The sequence below is a fragment of the Vibrio sp. Vb1729 genome (assembly GCF_033338655.1).
GTDB classification, from domain to species: domain Bacteria; phylum Pseudomonadota; class Gammaproteobacteria; order Enterobacterales; family Vibrionaceae; genus Vibrio; species Vibrio alginolyticus.
In genome coordinates this window covers 416,318-434,801 of record NZ_JAWOTB010000022.1, presented here as the reverse complement: position 1 = coordinate 434,801, position 18,484 = coordinate 416,318, and the positions used below count along the sequence as shown (strand labels likewise).

Here is an 18,484-nt window from a genome sequence, read left to right as displayed (position 1 = left end):
GCTCGACTTGCATGTGTTAGGCCTGCCGCCAGCGTTCAATCTGAGCCATGATCAAACTCTTCAATTTAAGATTTTGTCGGCTCAATGAATACTGAACATTACATAAAGTAATGTTTGAATTGACTGTGCTGAATCCTAAGATTCAATGGTCACTTCGTATCATTGAAACCTAATTTGATACCGAGGTATCTAATTGGATCATCATCAACGAGTGCCCACACAGATTGATAGGTCTATATTGTTAAAGAGCTTGCTTCGTAAGCTTTGCTACCGAAGCGGAGGCGTATTCTAAGGAATTAATTTTCAGTGTCAAACACTTTTTCAAATTAATTTTTAGAAGCTTTTCTTTCGCCTCATTGCCAACTGCTTTTGCGTTTCCGCTTTGCCCTGACAACGGAGGCGCATTATAGGGAGATGATTTTTCTTGGCAACCCTTTTTTAGAAAAAAACTTTAAAAAAAACGTCGAGTGATGAAATCTCACTCAAACGCTTATTTTTAACACTTAGTTGTTAACTTAACGTAGCAAATAGGCAATCAATATGTGTCAATCCAAGACTCTTCAAAGCTTGTGATATCAAGATCCAGTGACTTCGCCGCTTCGATTTGCTCAATTGCCTCTAATTCTTTATTTACACTGCTCATCGTTAATGTGTTGTTGTCTAACTCAAACACCTGACTTTGAGTCGTATAGTAGAACTTAAGTATCGTCAGCGCTTTTACATCGTGCTCAGCAGAAGCGGCTTTAATGCTTTTCAGTTTGCGAAAGATCTTGTTCTGCAACTGCTTGAGTTTCCAGACATACAACACTTCTTCCATATAAGGGCGTGTTTTGAATTGGTTCAGCAAAGACAGTGAAGTAGCTAAGGCAAGCACAACACCAATTAAGTTCCAATGAAAGTTCCCCGTCGACTGTTCAGGTACTACATCTGTATTACCGAACAAAACAATCAACAAGGTACTAAAGGCAAGAGAGGAGATGGCGAGCAACGCAACAAAACCGCCAATCACAAGGTTTACTTTCTTTTTATAAATGTCTTTATTTATCTGTTTGATTTCCATATACCGCTCCTAACAGGTTACCTCTATTTTAACCAGCGCACTCCGCACGACAATCGAAGCTTTGTAAGTAAGTTCACATTTGCTATTAAACTCGCATCCCTTCCCTGCTTGGGTATATACTTCCGCGCATTCACTCTTCCTATATAGAGGCTAAATTCATGCGCTCTTTTGTTTTACGAGCTCGCGCGGCGCCAACCACCAGCAAAGCACTGTTAGAAGGTGTTGGTAATGAAGCGCATACAGAGATTCTTGCTCATACCATGATGAACACTATGTTCGTTGCTCAATCACACCGTGAAGATGTGGTTGTTCACTTGGTTTTGGAAAGCACAAAAGACTTCTCACGCACCATTACTATTCGCTCCAACGACATCACCAACATTGGCGGCTTCCATGAGTCAACCTTGATTGCAGCAGTGGCTCGCGCTTTGGATGCTTCGGTTGGTATGGGTAAAGAGCAACTTCGTGAAGTCGAACCTGGTATTACCGTTCGTACAGTGAGCTTTGAACGCCTAGTACAAGAGCTGGCAGAAGATCACCAACTATATATGTTGGATAAGAAAGGCGAATTTGTTCGTGATGCAGAAATTGGTGAAAATCCATGTTTCTTGCTAACTGACCATATACCGATGCCGAAAAAGTCTTTTAACAGCTTAAAGCGCCTTGGCACAGAGAAGATCAGCTTAGGTCCTAAGATGCTTTTCGCTTCTCAGTGTGTGGTATTGATCCACAATGAGTTGGACATACGCGAATTCTAGTTATTCGCGCACACGTTGCTAGGTAATGAAAGAGGACTCCATTGAGTCCTCTTTTTTGTTTCTATAGGGATGCTAAGTTTACTTACCACCAATGCTCAAACGAGCAAAACGAACGTCTGGCGAGAAGAAAGTTCGGCTATCGTTAATTAACTGAGTATCACCCACTGCCTCAACTTCTTGCAGCATCTTGTAGAAGTTACCCGCTACCGTGATCCCACGAACTGGTTGAACGCGCTCTCCATCACGGCACAAGAAGCCACTCGCACCAAATGAGAAATCACCACTCACTGCATCCGCACCAGAATGGACACCTTGAAGCTCGACTAACTCTAGGTACTCACCCGCTTTTACTTCTGACGCACTGCTGTTGCCTGTCGCAATCACTTTGTGATTCGCTGATACGTCTAGGCTCGATTTTGCACCGCGAGCGGCACTTGCTGTCGAGACTGCGCCCAAGTAACTTGCGGTCTGGCTGTTGTGTAGCAAGGTTTTCAACTCACCATTAGCAATCATGACATTATCTTGAGTAGCGAAGCCTTCACTATCAAAACTCGCGATTGCCATACCATTTGGCATGTAAGCCGTATCAGTAAAGGTAATTAAATCACTCGCAACACGTTGACCAAGCTTGTCACCCAGTGGCGTAATGCCTTTCATCGCGCTTACGCCAGAGAAAGCACTGCCGAAAGCACCGAATAAACTTGCTAGCGCATTGATGTGGAAGATAGCAGGGTAGTTACCCGTCGCAACCGGTGCGCCTTCAAGAAGATCGCGAGCAAGGTTGTAGCCACCCTCGATACAGTAAGCTGGATTCAACTCATCAAAACGGCGACCCAGTGACATTCTACCCGCCATTGACTGTTTGCCGTCTTTTTCAAACAAGGTATACGCGTAACAAGTGAACGAGCGCTCGAAGTGTTGACACAATGTGCCTTGAGTATTGGCAATGATCAGTTGTGTTTCGCCATCGCTGTAACCATTGTAAGGTGCGCTAGAGGCGTGAGGCAGAGCCACTACGCCTTGCTCAAGAGCGAGAGACAGTTCGATTTTTTCGTCAACAGAAGTTGTATCTTCTTGCGCAATCTCAGCAACATCAGTCGCGATTTGGCTGTTCACGCAACTAATTGTCTGATGTTCATCTTGCTTGGAAAAGCGAGCGCTTTGCAGTGCATTGGTCAGCATCAAATCCAAGCTTGGTTGCTCTAACGACTCAGAATAGCTTGTTGCAACACGCGCATCTTTCACAACACGAACACCCAGAACTTGGCTTGAGCTTACTTTGTACTCATCCAGCTTTCCTTGGTTCGCTTTCAAAGAAAAGCTACTGTTACGGTTTACAATGACGTCCGCTTCTGCACCTTGGCGTTTTGCTTCTGATAGGACGTAATCAACCGCATTAAGAAGTTGTTGTTCTTGGCTCATTAGTTACCGCCTCCTACCAGAATGTTATCTACTTTCAGCGTTGGCTGACCGACAGTTGTTGGTACTGAACCACTCACGGAACCACACATGCCCGGCGCAAGCGCCATGTCTTTGCCGACCATGCTGATTTCTTTCAACACTTTTGGACCCGTGCTGATCAGCGTTGCTGTTTTCAGAGGCTTGGTGATTTTGCCATTTTCAATGAGGTAGGCTTCACGAACAGCAAAGTTAAACTCCCCCGTACCCGGTTGAACAGAGCCACCGCCCATCTTCTTCGCATAGATACCACGTTCGATGCCTGCCAGCATGTCATTAAGTGAATGCTCGCCCTCTTCGATAAAGGTGTTACGCATGCGCGAGGTTGGTGCGAACTTGTAGTTTTGACGACGACCAGAACCCGTAGGCTCATAACCTGTCTTCATGCCACCCATTTTATCGACCATGAAGCTGGTTAGCTTACCGTCTTTGATCAGTTGAGTGCGCTGAGTCTTCATACCTTCATCATCAATGTGAATCGAGCCCCATTCGTTGGTCATGGTGCCATCATCGACTGCATTCACTGCGGTGTGAGCAACCATTTCGCCCATCTTGTCGTGGAAGACTGATGCTTTCTTCGCAACTGAAGTGGTTTCTAGCAAGTGACCACATGCTTCATGGAAGATAACGCCGCCAAAACCGTTACCAATCACCACCGGCATTTCACCCGATGGACAAGCATCCGCGCCAAGTTTTACTAACGCTTGCTGCGCGATAGTTTGACCTAGCTCTTTGGCATCAAGCTGTTCACTGAATTCCCAACCAGCAAGAGCGCCAGGACCTTCCATACCAGAAGACTGCTCATTACCTTTTTGCGCGACAGTGTTACCAGCAACACGAATGTAGTGGCGAGTATCGTCAACGTGTAGACCTTCTGAGTTGAAGATAGACACTTGTTGCTCGCGCTGAAGAACGCTGCCAATAAACTGGCTGATATGTTCACTCTCAGCACGTGCGGCTTGGTCAACTTTCAATAGAAACGCGATTTTTGAATCTAGGTTAGCATCCTTACCTAGCGGCATGCGGCAACCATGTTGGATTGGGTAGCGGTTCAAATTCAAAGAACCCGCTGACGCGATTTGCTCACGCTTGTCTTTTGCAGCAAGCAGCGAGGTTACGCGCTTTAGTTCGGCTTCATCTGTGCTGTTGGTGTAACCGTAAAGCACCTTATGACCGAAAAAAAGACGAATACCGATACCAAAATCGATACCCGAGTTAACCTTATCCACTTCACCAGATGCGATCTGGACAGTGTTGGTTTGGTGATGTTCAACGAATAGTTCAGCGAAATCAGCCCCCAAAAAGAGCGCATGATCGATCACTGACTTCGCTGTTACAGAATTAAGCATGAAGTCTCCTTGCTCGATGATCGTCTTAGCCTTCCTAATTAACTGTGAAAAAGTTCAACAAAGTTAAATTGGCAACACGTTAAATTTTAACAGTTTTTTAACCTTGTTTTGTGCTAATCCTTGCTTAACGAGACCACGATTATTTATTAAATATTCCAGGTTCTGCTCATTCACCAGAGCGTTGCACTAGTAAATTCCACCCAGCAAACCATTTAGGTGCTTACTTTATCACTCACCTCGCATAATTGAATACTCATTATAATTACGCTCAAAAAACGTATCCCTTCCGCAATGGTCCTGCTATCATCCGAACGAAATAGTCGGGGGGCCACACGACAAGTGTTGGCTGAGATCGAAATTCGAGACCCGTTGAACCTGATTCAGTTAGCACTGACGTAGGGAACTATGCACACTTTGCCTTTCGTCGCCCCTCTTAGGTAAGCGATAGCGATCGAAAAATCGATCTATCTGCAACGGTCAAAGTCAGTTCCTATACGTCTTGTAGTAGGAGCGACCATGACGCAGCAATCACAACCTCATTCACATCACACGCCAGCCTTGCCTACCCCTATCGTATTGACCATCGCGGGCTCAGACAGTGGTGGCGGTGCAGGTATTCAAGCCGACATCAAAGCGATGTCCGCAACCGGCAGTTTTGCTTGCTCGGTAATCACGGCGATTACTTCGCAAAATACCCAAGGCGTTTCTGCGATTTTCCCCATTCCTCTCGACCATGTAGAGAGCCAACTTGATGCAGTATTTACCGACCTCAACATCGTTGCAGTCAAAGTGGGCATGCTGGCAGATTCCAACATCATCAAAGTCGTTGCAGACAAAATTAAACAATACCAGCCAAAACACCTCGTGATTGACCCTGTGATGGTGGCCACCAGCGGCGATCTATTACTGGAACAGTCGGCAATCAGCACTTTAAAAGAAGAATTGATTCCGCTCGCAGACATCATTACCCCTAACCTACCCGAAGGCGCAGCATTGACGGGTAAGCCAATGCCTCAATCAGAATCTGAAATGAACGATATGATTACCGACCTTCGTGCGCTTGGCGCCAAAGCTATTCTGCTCAAAGGCGGTCACCTTGAAGAAAATGAAAACAGCAACGATCTGCTTATCATGCAAGACAGTGCCGAGTTAATTAGCGCCAAGCGATTTCCAACCAAAAACACTCATGGCACAGGCTGTACACTTTCTTCCGCCATTGCGTCTTATCTTGGCCAAGGCAACAACCTACACAAAGCGGTGCACCTGGGTAAGCAGTACATCAGCCAAGCTATCGCACACGCTGATGAATTGGATGTAGGTAAAGGCCATGGCCCTGTGAACCACTTTTTTGCGGGTCATACTTATGTTCGCTAACGCGATTGGCATTCAGCTTTCCGATGCTAGTCTGCGATACAAAGACAGCCAAACACCAACGCTAGCAGGGTTGAGTATGACTATTCCTGCTAATCAATGGACAGTGTTACTTGGTCGCAGTGGCTGCGGGAAAACCACAATATTGCGTTACTTAGCTGGCCTACTGGATGACCAAGTTGACTGGCATGGCGAACTCATCACAACGGATGGCGCTGCACTGCATGACCGTATCGCTTACATGGCTCAGCAGGATTTATTGCTACCGTGGTTGAATGTGTTAGACAACGTCTGCCTCAGTTCTCGATTTTCTCAAGTGCAAGCACCAGAGCAAAATAGACAACGTGCACTGACTTTACTAAGCCAAGTGGGACTCGCCGATTACGCGGATGCTAAGCCAGCTCAGCTCTCTGGCGGCATGAGACAACGTGTTGCCCTTGCTCGCACTCTGATGCAAGACAAGCCTCTAGTTCTGATGGATGAGCCTTTCTCTGCGTTGGATGCGGTTACGCGCCATAAGTTGCAAACCTTGTCTGCCGATTTACTGAAAGATAAGACGGTTGTTCTAATTACCCACGACCCACAAGAAGCGGTGCGATTAGCTCACCAACTCTATGTGTTGCAAGGCACACCTGCGCAAGCTCAGCACTTGGTCGTTCCAGACTCCAAGCCGCCCCGAGTTCTCGATGGAGAGTGCGCGGCGTTACAACAAGCGATTTTGGATCAACTGGAGAAAGACTATGAGTGATATGACTCAGTACAACTCCGTTTCGGCACGCATTAGTAAAAAAGAACGCGTGACCCATCCGGCTCTGCGCTTGGTCATTAGCACAGCGGTGATCTTGGGATTGTGGCAGTTGGTTGTTGTGGTATTCGACATGCCAAGCTTCATCTTACCTTCACCAATTGAAGTGCTGGATAGATTGGTCACTCGTTACGATGTCTTGCTCAAACATACTTGGGTTACCGCGCAAGAGATTTTACTTGGTTTGGCGCTTGGATTATCAATGGGTTTGCTGTTCGCATTGCAAATGTTGATGTTCGAACCGCTGAAGCGTTGGTTACTGCCAATTCTGATTGCTAGCCAAGCGATCCCTGTGTTCGCTATCGCGCCAGTACTGATGCTTTGGCTGGGTTACGGCATTGCATCGAAAGTAGTCATGGCGGCGATCATCATCTTTTTCCCCGTCACGACATGTTGCTACGACGGTTTGCGCAATACACCAACAGGTTACCTCGACCTTGCCAAGACCATGGGCGCCTCTAAATGGCAGTTACTTCGTCATATTCAATTGCCAGCCGCACTACCAACTTTAGCTTCAGGTATTCGTGTTGCCGTCGTTATTGCGCCGATTGGAGCAGTGGTCGGTGAGTGGGTAGGTTCAAGTGAAGGCTTGGGTTATCTGATGCTCCAAGCCAACGCTCGCATGATCATTGATGAGATGTTTGCGGCGCTGTTTATCCTCGCCGTGCTGTCTATCGCACTCTACTTCATCACCGATAAATTATTGAAAAAAGCCATCCCTTGGGAAAGCAAGTAATTACAGAAAATAACCAAAGAAAATTGGGAAAGAAAAGGAAGAACCCCGTGAATAAAAACAAACTTATGAGCGCTGCTGCTCTACTCGCTTCAGTGGTATCAACCAACGTGCTTGCAGCTGAAAAAGAGATGACACTGATGTTGGATTGGTTCGTCAATCCAAACCATGGTCCTATCGTTATTGCCAAAGAGCGTGGTTACTTCAAAGAGCAAGGCTTGAAGGTCAACATTCAGGAGCCGGCAGATCCAAGCACGCCACCTAAGTTGGTCGCGGCGGGCAAGGTCGACATGGCGATTTCTTACCAACCAAGCCTGACCATCGATGTCGCGGCTGGTTTGCCACTAATCCGCTCTGCGACTTTGATTGCTACGCCACTCAACACGTTGATGGTGTTGGACAACGGTAAGAATGAAAACCTTGGCGACTTGAAAGGCAAGAAGATCGGTATTGCGATCGCAGGCAACGAAGAAGCAACAATCGGCACCATGTTAGCTCAAGAGAATGTGAAGTTTTCTGACGTACAAATCATCAACGTAGGTTGGGCGCTATCTTCGTCTCTTGCGTCTGGCAAGGTGGATGCGATTTGGGGTGGTCTACGTAACTTCGAAACCAACCAACTTGCACTAGAAGGTTATAAAGCTAAAGCCTTCTTCCCTGAAGAACACGGCGTGCCAGCGTATGACGAGTTAGTCTTCGTAGCCAATGCAAAAACCTACGACAAAGAAGCCATCAAGGCATTCAACAAAGCACTGGAGCAAGCGACCACTTACATCGTTAACCATCCAAAAGAATCTTGGAAAGAGTTTGTGGCTTATTCACCAGACACCCTCAACAACGAGCTTAACCAGCGCGCTTGGAATGACACACTAACTCGTTTCGCTCTTCGTCCATCCGCAGTAGATCTGAAACGCTACGATGATTACGCCGAATTCATGTATTCACAAAAAATCATCGAAACACTGCCAAAAGCGAAAGATTACGTACCGAGCTTTGACTAATTCTACTGACCTTAGGATCTAAGCCTAGGGTCTTTTGATAACGAGATACCCATTATGAAATACCAAGATTTGATCGACGCTTGCCACCAAGATTGGCAAGAATACACTGAGCATGCTTTCGTGCAGCAATTGGCGCAAGGCACTCTGGCTCAGCCTTGTTTTCTGCATTACCTAAAGCAGGATTTTCTTTTCCTAAAACAGTACGCACGAGCTTACGCATTAGCGATCTACAAAGCACGTACTTTGGATGACATGCGCCGTGCCCTACCAAGCGTACATGCATTGCTAGATTCTGAAATCGCCCACCACGTGACTTACTGTGAGCAATGGGGGCTGACGGAGTCTGACCTAGAAAACGAGCCAGAAGACTTCGGCACGGTAGCTTATACCCGTTACGTATTAGATGCTGGCATGACCGGCGATCTTGTTGATCTATACGCGGCACTTGCGCCATGCTCTATCGGTTATGCCGTAATCGGTAAGATGCTGATTGAAGACGAAAGCACTGTGCTCGAAGGTAACCCATACGCAAGTTGGATCAACCTCTACGGTGGTGAGGAATTCCAATCTGGTGTCGCAAAAGGTGCAGAACACTTTAATCAGTTATTGGCGGAAATCGATATCAATAGCCAGCGTGGTCAAAACCTGATTCAGGTATTCAAAACCGCAACGCGTATGGAAGTGGCATTCTGGCAACAAGGTCTGAACGCTCAGCAAGATTAATCGGAGAGTCTCATGTTAATTGAACAAATCACCCAAGCATTAACCGCAGTACGCCAGCAAAAGCCGTTAGTCGTCAACATCACTAACTACGTGGTGATGAACAACACGGCGAACGCTTTGCTAGCTATCGGTGCTTCGCCTATCATGGCGCATTCAAAGCAAGAAATGGCAGAAATGATGTCGTTTGCTGGCGCTTTGGTGATCAACATCGGCACCCTAGACAGCGTTTGGACGCCGCGCATGATCTACGCCGTCGAGAAAGCCAACTCGAACGGTAAAATCGTTGTGCTCGACCCTGTCGGTTGCGGCGCAAGTTCACTGCGCACCGAAACCTCGCGCGAAATCGCACGCCTTGCAGACAAACTCATCATCCGAGGTAACGCTTCAGAAATCATTGCACTCGCTGGCGAGCAAGCACAAAGCAAAGGCGTCGATGCATTAGACAGCAGCGATGCAGCACTTGGCGCAGCGAACTTCTTAGTCGCAGAGTATGGTGCAAGTGTGGTGATTTCTGGCGAGACTGATTACATCGTCACGAAAGAGCAGAATGTGCAGCTGAACAATGGTCACGAGATGATGCCATACGTAACCGGAATGGGCTGTACACTAACGGCACTGACGGGTGCTTTTGCTGCAGTTGGTGATAACACCGGACTTGCTGCTGCGGCGGTACTAGGCGTTGTTGGCGAGATTGCAGCGGAACAAGCTCGCGGCCCAGGTAGCCTGCAAATGAACCTGTTGGATGAGCTTTACCAGCTAGATGAAGAGACACTGGCAAAGCGCCTAAAACTGCAAGTGAGCTAAGCTTTTCTCTCTTTTAACACTAGCCTCTCAATCCTCTTTCAATGAGAGGCTTAAAGGAAACCCAATGAACGCCTATCGTTTATATTTGGTCACCGATGACCAACAAGATTTAGCCACACTAAAGCGTGTTGTGAGAAAAGCCGTGGAAGGTGGCGTGACTATGGTACAAGTCCGCGAAAAACACGGTGATGTGCGTGCGTTTATCGAACGTGCTCAAGCCGTCAAGACGATTCTTGAAGGCACTGGAGTCCCGTTAGTCATCAATGATCGTGTTGATGTTGCCCTTGCCGTCGATGCCGATGGTGTTCACCTCGGGCAGTCAGACATGCCAGCAGAGATCGCTCGTCAATTGATTGGCCCAAACAAGATTCTCGGCTTATCGATTGAGACTGAAGAGCAGCTGGCAGAAGTAAACTCTCTGCCGATTGATTACATCGGTTTGAGCGCTATCTTCGCGACGCCGACCAAAACCAACACCAAAAAACATTGGGGTATTGATGGTTTGAAAATGGCGTTAGAGACGACTTCACTGCCGATTGTTGCCATTGGCGGCATTAACGAAAGTAACATTCCACAGCTTAGCGCCACTGGTGTTCACGGCTTAGCTTTGGTTTCAGCGATTTGCCACGCAGAAGATCCAAAAGCCGCATCGGAATATTTATTAGGGTTGATGAGCTAACCTTGCTCACGCCTGAACAAAGCGCTTATGGATGAGCGCGTTTGCCTTTCAGTACTTTCAACAACCTCTCCTTTCACAACGAAGAGCTGCAATATCACTTTCACGCTCGAATTGACAGAGCGTTGATAAGTTTTTCACGCCAGATAACGTAAGATAAGCCCCTTATTTTCACGTGGTTGAATAACCCTCAATAAAAACAAAACGCTCTCAATGAAAACCAAAAAATATGGATTGATGATGCTCGCCTTGTTTGTTCTTGGCATCATCCCAATGTCGCTGTTTGGCTCTTATCACAATCTCACTTCACAGGTGCCTGAAAGTCTGGGTATTACTTTTACTTTGCTCACAGATTCTGCTGGTAGCAAAGGTTTTTTAATTACGTTAACACTGCTACTGCTTTCTTTATTTCGCTTTAAACCAAGTCGCATTGAGTGGATACAAAAACTCTCAATGTTAGGGTTGTTACTGGTGATTGGTTTTGCCAGCAAAACGGGGCTAAAACTGATGACAGAAAGCCCGCGTCCCTACGCCGAACTGCTTGCTGCAGAGCAATTGATTGAGCACCCAGAAGCGTTTTATCAGTTGGATACAAAGCAGCAAGCCAACGTAATTAACCAGATTTCTGAACACGTCAGTGATTGGCGAACGCGCCATTGGCAAGGCGAGAAAGACTATTCTTTCCCATCCGGCCATACGATTTTCGTTTCGATTTGTTTGGCTTTCTTTGGTGGTTTGTTCTTACAGAACAAGTGCTATATCTCTGCACTGTCATTGTGGATGTGGGGAATGAGCGTCGCATATAGCCGCTTATGGCTGGGCATGCATCGCCCTGAAGATTTAATAGGCTCGGTCTTGTTTGTCGCGATTGTATTTACTTTACTCCCGACATTTCAGATTAAGAAACAGATGCCGTTTGTTTCTCTCGCTTCGCGCTAATGTGAACGATGACTAGATAAAAAGAAGCCAGCGATTCGCTGGCTTCTTGCTTTCAATCGCTACTTTTTTCTAGCCATTTCTTGGTGGTTCAAACGCTGTTAGTTCTAATTCTGGGCCAGTGTATTTTTCAATACGAACCAGTGCCGAGTTCGCCGCACAGCCGTTTGCAAGTCGAGAGGTCGGAATATCCAACGTTAACACGTTACAACCGCCGTTCTTACAAATGCCGGTTTTCGGATCCAGATCCGGCCAGCCGCCTTCATGAATACACACTGAACCTTGCTTGATTCGGTCAGTCACTTCTGCACCAACCAATACTTGGCCACGGTTGTTAAACGCACGAACTAAATCGCCCGTTTTAATACCACGCGCTTTCGCATCTTCAGGGTGAATCCAAATAGGTTCACGGTTTGCAATTGCGTACTCTTCGCGAATCTTCGCGTAGTTAAACTGGCTGTGTAGACGATGCGCTGCGTGCGCGGTCATTAGCTGCAACTCGCCGTCTTTTGCATTGCCAGTGTACTCGGTTGGTGCCATCCACGTTGGGTGTGGAGGACAGTCTTCCAACTGATAACCTTCAATGGTTTTCGAGAAGATTTCGATCTTACCACTTGGTGTACCGAGTGGATTCATGATCGGGTCTTCACGGAAATCTGCGTAACGAACAAACTGTGCGTTCTTCTCGTTCCACTTCATCTCGATCAGTTGGTTATCTTCCCAGAACTTGCTGAAGTTCGGCATTGCTACGCGAGAGCCACGGCCACCTTGTTGCGCCGCCTTGTAGAAGCCGTACAGCCATTCCATTTCAGTTTTGCCTTCGGTGTATACGTCACGGCCACCCGGAGCTAGCATCTCGGCCATGTCCGCGAATACATCGAAGTCATTACGCGCTTCACCTTGCGGCTCAACCACTTGCTTCATTGGCACCAAGTGTTGGTTACTGTAGTCACCCGTCATCGTTAAGTCGTTACGCTCGAACGATGTGGTGATTGGCAGAACAATGTCCGCGTGCTTCGCAGCCGCCGTCCAGTAAGGCTCTGAAATCACGATCAGCTCAGGCTTTTGCCACGCTTTGATCAGACGGTTGGTGTCTTGGTGGTGAGTAAAGTTCGCACCACCTGCCCACCAAATCATCTTGATGTCCGGGAACGTCAGTTCATGACCGTTATGATGGTAGGATTGACCTGGGTTTTCCAACGCCTCGACAATACGCGCCACAGGGAAGCTTTGCACCGCGCCAGACACCGCCCAGTCGTTCCCCGCAGAAGAGCCGCCACCCAGCGATGCCGAAATCGCAGGAAGTACGCCAGCATCACGAGCAGGGTTACCACCGTTTGAGTAGTGGTAAGAGAAACCAAAACCACCGCCCGGTAAACCGATTTGACCCAACATTGTTGCCAGTGTAACCAGCATCCAGTGACGCTGCTCACCGTATTGTTGGCGCTGCATGCCCCAACCCGCCATCAGCATGGTGCGGTTTTTACTGAAGATGTCAGCCAGTAGCTCAAGTTGCTTCGCAGGTACGCCACAGATTTGTGATGCCCATTCTGCTGATTTTTCTACGCCGTCTTCTTCGCCCATCAGGTACGCTTCAAACTTGTCGTAACCTGCGGTGTATTTATCGAGGAAGGCTTTATCGTGCTTACCTTGTTTCACCAAGGTGTGTGCGATACCCATCATCATTGCCACGTCGGTCATTGGGTGAGGAGCAATCCACTCCGCATTCTCACCAAAGAACTCGATGGTTTCAGAACGAATAGGGTCAATAGCGATAACCGTCTTGCCTGACTTTTTCAACTGATGGAAGAACTCAAGACCAGCACAGTCTGTTGAGCTCCACGCGATTTTTAGAGTGTTGATCGGGTTTAAGCCCCAAAGCACAACCACATCGCTGTACTCTAGTACCACTGGGTACGTGGTTTGCTGCTCGTATACTTCGATAGAGCCCACAACGTGCGGCATGATGACCTGCGCAGCACCCGTTGAGTAGTCACCCAAGTGGCCTGAATAGCCACCCGCCATGCTCATGTAACGTTGCAGCAAGGTTTGTGCTTTGTGCAGCACGCCACTTGAACGCCAGCCGTAAGAACCAGCAAACACAGAAGCCGGGCCATATTCTTTACGAATGCGCATGTGCTGCTCGTGTATCAGCTTGTAAGCTTCATCCCAAGACACCCGTACAAATTCATCGCTGCCACGAACTCCTTCGGGAGCTGATGGGTTTGCCAAGTAACCTTTGCGAACCATTGGGTACTTAACACGCGCTTTAGTGTGCACTTGGTCAGGACCGGTGCTTTGTAGGCTGTTTGGTACCGTTTGTGGCAATGCGTTCGTGGTTGAAACCAGCTTACCGTCTTGCACTTCACACAGCATTGGGCCCATGCGGCCCGCTGTCAAAATGCCCTTGCCACGCTGGTTTGAAGACGCAACAGACATAGGTGCAAATGAAGTGAATGCCATTGCACCAGCCGCCATACCAGTGCCTTTTAGAAATCCGCGACGGGTCATATTAGTCATAATCTTATCCTTCTATTTATCGTTAGTGACCAACCACATCTTTCGCGTGGTGCTGGAAGAACTTGGTTAGAATTTCTAGGTTCTCGGCTGAAATATCAGTTCGATCACCCATACTTTTCGCTACCGGTCCCCATGCATTCACTGTGAAGTGATTTGAAGGAATTTTCGCGTGACAAGTTGCACAGTAAACGTTGTCCAACTCTTCTGCGTATGACCATACTGGTTCAAGCGTGTCAACAACTGGAGAATCAATAGCGCCAGTTAGAGAAACCGCGCGCCATTCGTTGCCGTAAACATCTGCCTCAAATTCACCAGTTTCAAGCGCTTGTTGGCCTTGCTCTGTTAGCGTTGCTACGATGGCACGTTGACCTTCTCCCATGTAAAGCACTTGCTCTGCGCCTTTCATTTGGAATGCGTTCAACTTAACAGTGCGGTTGTCGCCTTCAGAGCTGATTACTTCCAACTTCGTCGTTGGGTTAATTTTACCCATCTCACCCATTGCGATTTCAGTCACAGGGTAAACGACTTTGGCACCAGGTGATGTTTTTGTGGTGAAGCTCATCAACGTTTCAAATGCCTTGCTGTCTAGCTCTGCTTCTGGTGCAAAGTGCGCCACACCTTTATGACAATCGATACACGTTTGATCGTTTGCTTTCGCGTAAGCGTGCATCTTCGCCGCATCACGTGATTGCTCAAACTCTTCCATTGCATCGAAATCATGACACGAACGACACGTCGCTGAATCATTTTCACGGAACTGAGCCCATACCGTTTCAGCCATATCTTTACGATGTGCTTCATATTTCTCTGGCGTGTCGATCTTACCTGTCACAAATTCATGGTAGATATCTTTCGACGCGCGAATTTTGGTGATCAGGTAATCCATTGGTTCTTGAGGAATATGACAGTCAGAACATTCCGCGCGAATGCCTTTCGCATTACTGAAGTGCACTGAGCCTTGGTACTCTTTGTAAGGGGTTTCCATAGAGTGGCACGAGAGACAAAATTCAGTATCTGAGGTGTAATGCATTACTACCGCACTCCCCCCCAAAGTTAACCAGCCCACACCAATGCCGGCAGCAACCAGCAGTGCAACATATCGTTTTTTTATTGACATAATTAGCAACACTTCCAAATAAAATGTAATTATAGGTCGCAAATTACTACTTTATGGGTAGTCCTCTCTTGATCCACATCATTTCCGTGTTGCTCTGTATGCCTCAAGTATGAAATTTTGTTATTTGCATCTCAAAGATGAATATATGGCAATAATCCATTACCCAGCCAACTATTCACCACATAAATCACTTTTATGAATGCAACTATTTGATTAAACAGATAAGAGGATGAGAGACTGAATCTCCACATTGATGCAGTAAGGACACGCATGTCAGTTTATATCGAGACGCACAGAAGCCAATTAAGACCCACCAAAGCCAGTGACTGGGAACTCTTTCAACGATTACTCTCCGAACAAGAGGTTATTGCGCTCTGTTTCGATCGTCCCAGCGAAACAGAAATAAGAGAAAAATTTGCTTCGCGATTATTACCATGGACCCCAAATTGCCAGCATTGGCTTTGCCTTGTAATACTCGATAAGCAATCTGAACAACCCATCGGCATCACTGGCTTTGCTATTGAAAACGGTAAGGCAGAGGTAGGTTACTTACTTTTGCCGGAATTTCATGGCCAACAGTTTGGAACAGAAACTCTTCAAGCGCTTCTATACTGGGCAACCTCGACACATAACATCAACCACTTTTCCGCGACGGTCACTGAAGGCAATATTGCGTCAGAACGTGTCCTGATAAAATGTGGTTTCGAACTCATTGAGGTCATTCCAGACGCATACCAAATTGGTGGCAAACCCTACGCCGATAAAATCTACTCACTACAAAAATAAGGACGTATTTTGAATAAAGTAGTCATCATTACCGGCGCAAGCCGAGGCATTGGAGCCGCAGCGGCGAAAAAGCTGGCCGAGCAAGGCTATCGCGCTTGCGTTAATTACCGCACTCAGCAAGAGGCCGCCGACCAAGTTGTGGCAGAAATACAAGCAAACGGTGGCAAAGCGATTGCCATCGCCGCAGACGTAGCCGATGAGAAGCAAGTGCTCTCCTTGTTTGATGAAACAGAACGTGAATTTGGTGCAGTGACGCACTTGGTCAACAACGTTGGCATCCTATTTACTCAATCGCCTTTGTCAGAAATCAGCTTGGAACGCTTTCAGAAAGTAATGAACACCAATGTGAATAGCTGTTTTCTCTGCTGTCGAGAAGCGGCGAAGCGATTCAGTGCAGGCGGTGCAATTGTGAATGTCTCCTCTGGAGCGTCGCGCTCAGGCGCGCCATTTGAGTATGTCGATTACGCCACATCAAAAGGCGCGATGGATACCTTAACTAAAGGGCTCTCGCTAGAGTTGGCAGAGCGCAATATTCGCGTCAATGGCGTTCGACCTGGTTTCATTTACACTGATATGCATGCCGACGGCGGAGAACCAAACCGAGTAGATAGACTCAGCCCTCAAATTCCTCTTAAACGCGGTGGCACGGTAGAAGAAGTGGCAAATGCGATCGCTTGGCTATTAAGTGACGAAGCCTCTTATGTCACAGGATCATTTATCGATATTGCAGGGGGCAGATAGAATGCAAGTCCATATCCGACAAGCGATTCCCGATGATTTAGACGGAATTTTTCAGCTTAATTTTCAAATTAATTCACTGCATTTTGCGAATGCGCCAGAAGCCTTTGTTGCGCCTTCAGAAGCTGACCGTGAATTTCTTGCACAAGCACTAGAGAACAAAGAGCGACTCTTTTTGATTGCCGAACGCGAACAGCAAATTCTCGGCTTCTTAACCGCGATGATCACCCAAAACGACACCGTCAGTTTTCTGATCAAAGACCCAATTTGTCGCGTGGGAACAATTGTTGTCGATGAAGCGCAAAAGCAGCAAGGAATCGGCCGCCAACTGCTCCAAGCCTGTGAGCAATGGGCGCGCGATGCCAATGCCACACAAGTTCGATTGGAAGTGATGGAATTCAATCAGCCAGCACAGCGCTTTTACGATAATCAAGGTTTTAAAACTAACTCACGCATTATGCTGAAACATTTGTAACGATAAAGACAATTAAGCGCTTTTCACGACTAAACCCACCTAAATCGCATTTATCGATGCAATTTACCCCCCTGATTTTAGAAAAAGACGATATGATGTGCGGATAAGGAGATTCGAACATGATTTATCTTTTCGATTGGGGGAACACCTTGATGGTAGATTTCCCTCACGCACAAGGAAAAATGTGCGATTGGGAACACGTAGAAGCAGTTCCTCAAGCCAGAGAAACACTGGCAATACTTTCCCAAAATCATCCCATCTACATTGCGACCAGTGCATCTGATTCCAACATGGAAGAGGTTCAGCGTGCATTTGTTCGCGTCGACTTAGACCAATACTTAAATGGCTATTTTTGTTTTGCCAACCTCGGCATCGCTAAAAACCAACCTGAGTTTTATCTCGCCATCGCAAAACAGTTAGGGGTTAACGTGAGTGGAATAACCATGGTTGGCGATTTACCTCACAAAGATATTTATCCTGCGATGAAAGCGGGCGTAAACACAATTTGGTTTAACCCAACGGGCGCTGATGCACCAGCCGAAGCCATTCCTAACCAAATTCGTTGTTTATCTGAGCTTATCCCCTAACCGTTACTAACCTGCACTAATCAAGGAAGATGAATGCAAATCAGATCCATCAAGGTGAGCGATATCGCGCGCTTCACCGCGCTGTGGAATCGAGTGTACTCCGAAGGGGAATTTTTGATTTCTCCGGCACCCGATAACGCAACGCTTCGCAGAATCCTGCAACGTGTGGAAAACGAGTCCATCCCTCAGTTTGTCGCGTTTGACCGCCAAAAACTTATCGGTAGTGTTGAAATCTACCCAGCTGAGATGTGCGGTTACGAAAGAGGGCAACGCCTTCGCGTCGGTATTCTTGGTATTCACATCGACAAAAACTACCGAGGCAAAGGATTGGGGCGGAAACTATTGGCAGTCGCGATCGCACGTGGTTGGGAATTTGGTTACGACCAAATCGCACTCTACGTATACACAACCAACACACCAGCGATTGCTTTGTATGAACGGTTTGGATTTGAACATCAGGGGGAACTTGGGGAAGTGACCTTGCCAAATGGTAAAGTCTTGATGAGTCAAAAAATGGTATTGTATAAAGCGCAAAGCCGTTCGAAAAACCCCGATTTGTAGAGTCACGATAACCGTTGTTCGCAACA

The 18,484-nt window shown here is 47.1% G+C and carries 19 protein-coding genes, 1 rRNA gene and 1 riboswitch; of the genes, 14 read left to right on the top strand and 6 right to left on the bottom strand.

Annotated elements, in window-relative coordinates:
• Together R7E29_RS13240 and R7E29_RS13235 are read right to left on the bottom strand one after the other, a co-directional pair.
• Positions 1 to 67 (bottom strand): 16S ribosomal RNA (locus R7E29_RS13240); the annotation flags it as partial.
• A 468-nt stretch (positions 68 to 535) separates the two neighbouring features.
• Positions 536 to 1,060, bottom strand: a complete 525-nt coding sequence (locus R7E29_RS13235) for a DUF3087 domain-containing protein (RefSeq protein ID WP_053304014.1) — start codon at positions 1,058 to 1,060, stop codon at positions 536 to 538.
• 158 nt (positions 1,061 to 1,218) lie between these two features.
• On the opposite strand from R7E29_RS13235, the gene trmY reads away from it, so the two are divergent.
• Positions 1,219 to 1,818, top strand: coding sequence for a tRNA (pseudouridine(54)-N(1))-methyltransferase TrmY (gene trmY / locus R7E29_RS13230; RefSeq protein WP_017634347.1), 600 nt, complete (start codon positions 1,219 to 1,221; stop codon positions 1,816 to 1,818).
• Between the two features lie 78 nt (positions 1,819 to 1,896).
• Here trmY and R7E29_RS13225 read toward each other — a convergent pair whose 3' ends face one another.
• Positions 1,897 to 3,240, bottom strand: a complete 1,344-nt coding sequence (locus R7E29_RS13225; RefSeq protein ID WP_053304013.1) for a TldD/PmbA family protein — start codon at positions 3,238 to 3,240, stop codon at positions 1,897 to 1,899.
• On the bottom strand, positions 3,240 to 4,625 hold the full coding sequence (locus tag R7E29_RS13220; RefSeq protein ID WP_017820998.1) for a TldD/PmbA family protein: 1,386 nt from the start codon (positions 4,623 to 4,625) through the stop codon (positions 3,240 to 3,242). Before R7E29_RS13220 ends, R7E29_RS13225 begins: the two co-directional genes overlap by 1 nt.
• 311 nt (positions 4,626 to 4,936) lie before the next feature.
• Positions 4,937 to 5,044: riboswitch (TPP riboswitch) on the top strand.
• Between the two features lie 97 nt (positions 5,045 to 5,141).
• Here R7E29_RS13220 and thiD point away from each other — a divergent pair.
• The 8 genes from thiD (at position 5,142) to R7E29_RS13180 (ending at position 11,677) form a co-directional block, all read left to right on the top strand.
• Entirely contained in the window at positions 5,142 to 5,999 is an 858-nt protein-coding gene (gene thiD / locus R7E29_RS13215; RefSeq protein ID WP_005383329.1) for a bifunctional hydroxymethylpyrimidine kinase/phosphomethylpyrimidine kinase, read from the top strand.
• A complete protein-coding gene (locus R7E29_RS13210) occupies positions 5,989 to 6,744 on the top strand; it encodes an ABC transporter ATP-binding protein (RefSeq protein WP_054576480.1) in 756 nt (251 codons plus the stop codon). Before thiD ends, R7E29_RS13210 begins: the two co-directional genes overlap by 11 nt.
• A complete protein-coding gene (locus R7E29_RS13205; RefSeq protein WP_050918773.1) occupies positions 6,737 to 7,537 on the top strand; it encodes an ABC transporter permease in 801 nt (266 codons plus the stop codon). The genes R7E29_RS13210 and R7E29_RS13205 overlap by 8 nt, the downstream gene beginning before the upstream one ends.
• Before the next feature lie 47 nt (positions 7,538 to 7,584).
• Positions 7,585 to 8,535 (top strand): ABC transporter substrate-binding protein, encoded by a 951-nt coding sequence (locus R7E29_RS13200; protein ID WP_020195161.1) that lies wholly within the window; start codon positions 7,585 to 7,587, stop codon positions 8,533 to 8,535.
• Positions 8,536 to 8,589: 54 nt separating this feature from the next.
• A complete protein-coding gene (tenA, locus tag R7E29_RS13195; protein ID WP_054576481.1) occupies positions 8,590 to 9,258 on the top strand; it encodes a thiaminase II in 669 nt (222 codons plus the stop codon).
• Positions 9,259 to 9,270: 12 nt separating this feature from the next.
• The gene (thiM, locus tag R7E29_RS13190) at positions 9,271 to 10,062 is read left to right on the top strand and encodes a hydroxyethylthiazole kinase (protein ID WP_054576482.1); all 792 of its coding nucleotides are present in this window, start codon (positions 9,271 to 9,273) and stop codon (positions 10,060 to 10,062) included.
• A 64-nt stretch (positions 10,063 to 10,126) separates the two neighbouring features.
• Positions 10,127 to 10,741: a thiamine phosphate synthase gene (thiE, locus tag R7E29_RS13185; protein WP_053304009.1), complete on the top strand. Its 615-nt coding sequence runs from the start codon at positions 10,127 to 10,129 to the stop codon at positions 10,739 to 10,741.
• 210 nt (positions 10,742 to 10,951) lie between these two features.
• Positions 10,952 to 11,677 (top strand): phosphatase PAP2 family protein, encoded by a 726-nt coding sequence (locus tag R7E29_RS13180; protein ID WP_025768774.1) that lies wholly within the window; start codon positions 10,952 to 10,954, stop codon positions 11,675 to 11,677.
• Between the two features lie 69 nt (positions 11,678 to 11,746).
• Here R7E29_RS13180 and R7E29_RS13175 read toward each other — a convergent pair whose 3' ends face one another.
• Positions 11,747 to 14,194 (bottom strand): trimethylamine-N-oxide reductase 2, encoded by a 2,448-nt coding sequence (locus R7E29_RS13175; protein WP_054576484.1) that lies wholly within the window; start codon positions 14,192 to 14,194, stop codon positions 11,747 to 11,749.
• Between the two features lie 22 nt (positions 14,195 to 14,216).
• A complete protein-coding gene (locus R7E29_RS13170; RefSeq protein WP_053304006.1) occupies positions 14,217 to 15,311 on the bottom strand; it encodes a NapC/NirT family cytochrome c in 1,095 nt (364 codons plus the stop codon).
• A gap of 270 nt (positions 15,312 to 15,581) precedes the next feature.
• Here R7E29_RS13170 and R7E29_RS13165 point away from each other — a divergent pair, with 270 nt between their 5' ends.
• From R7E29_RS13165 to R7E29_RS13145, 5 genes are all read left to right on the top strand, one after another.
• Positions 15,582 to 16,097: a GNAT family N-acetyltransferase gene (locus R7E29_RS13165; protein ID WP_213906613.1), complete on the top strand. Its 516-nt coding sequence runs from the start codon at positions 15,582 to 15,584 to the stop codon at positions 16,095 to 16,097.
• 9 nt (positions 16,098 to 16,106) lie between these two features.
• Positions 16,107 to 16,838, top strand: coding sequence for a glucose 1-dehydrogenase (locus R7E29_RS13160; RefSeq protein WP_054576485.1), 732 nt, complete (start codon positions 16,107 to 16,109; stop codon positions 16,836 to 16,838).
• Position 16,839: 1 nt separating this feature from the next.
• Positions 16,840 to 17,310: a GNAT family N-acetyltransferase gene (locus R7E29_RS13155; protein ID WP_005374310.1), complete on the top strand. Its 471-nt coding sequence runs from the start codon at positions 16,840 to 16,842 to the stop codon at positions 17,308 to 17,310.
• Between the two features lie 119 nt (positions 17,311 to 17,429).
• Complete coding sequence (locus tag R7E29_RS13150) at positions 17,430 to 17,897, top strand: HAD family hydrolase (RefSeq protein WP_005374312.1); 468 nt, start codon at positions 17,430 to 17,432, stop codon at positions 17,895 to 17,897.
• 33 nt (positions 17,898 to 17,930) lie between these two features.
• Positions 17,931 to 18,458 (top strand): GNAT family N-acetyltransferase, encoded by a 528-nt coding sequence (locus R7E29_RS13145; protein ID WP_025768768.1) that lies wholly within the window; start codon positions 17,931 to 17,933, stop codon positions 18,456 to 18,458.
• Positions 18,459 to 18,484 lie beyond the last annotated feature (26 nt).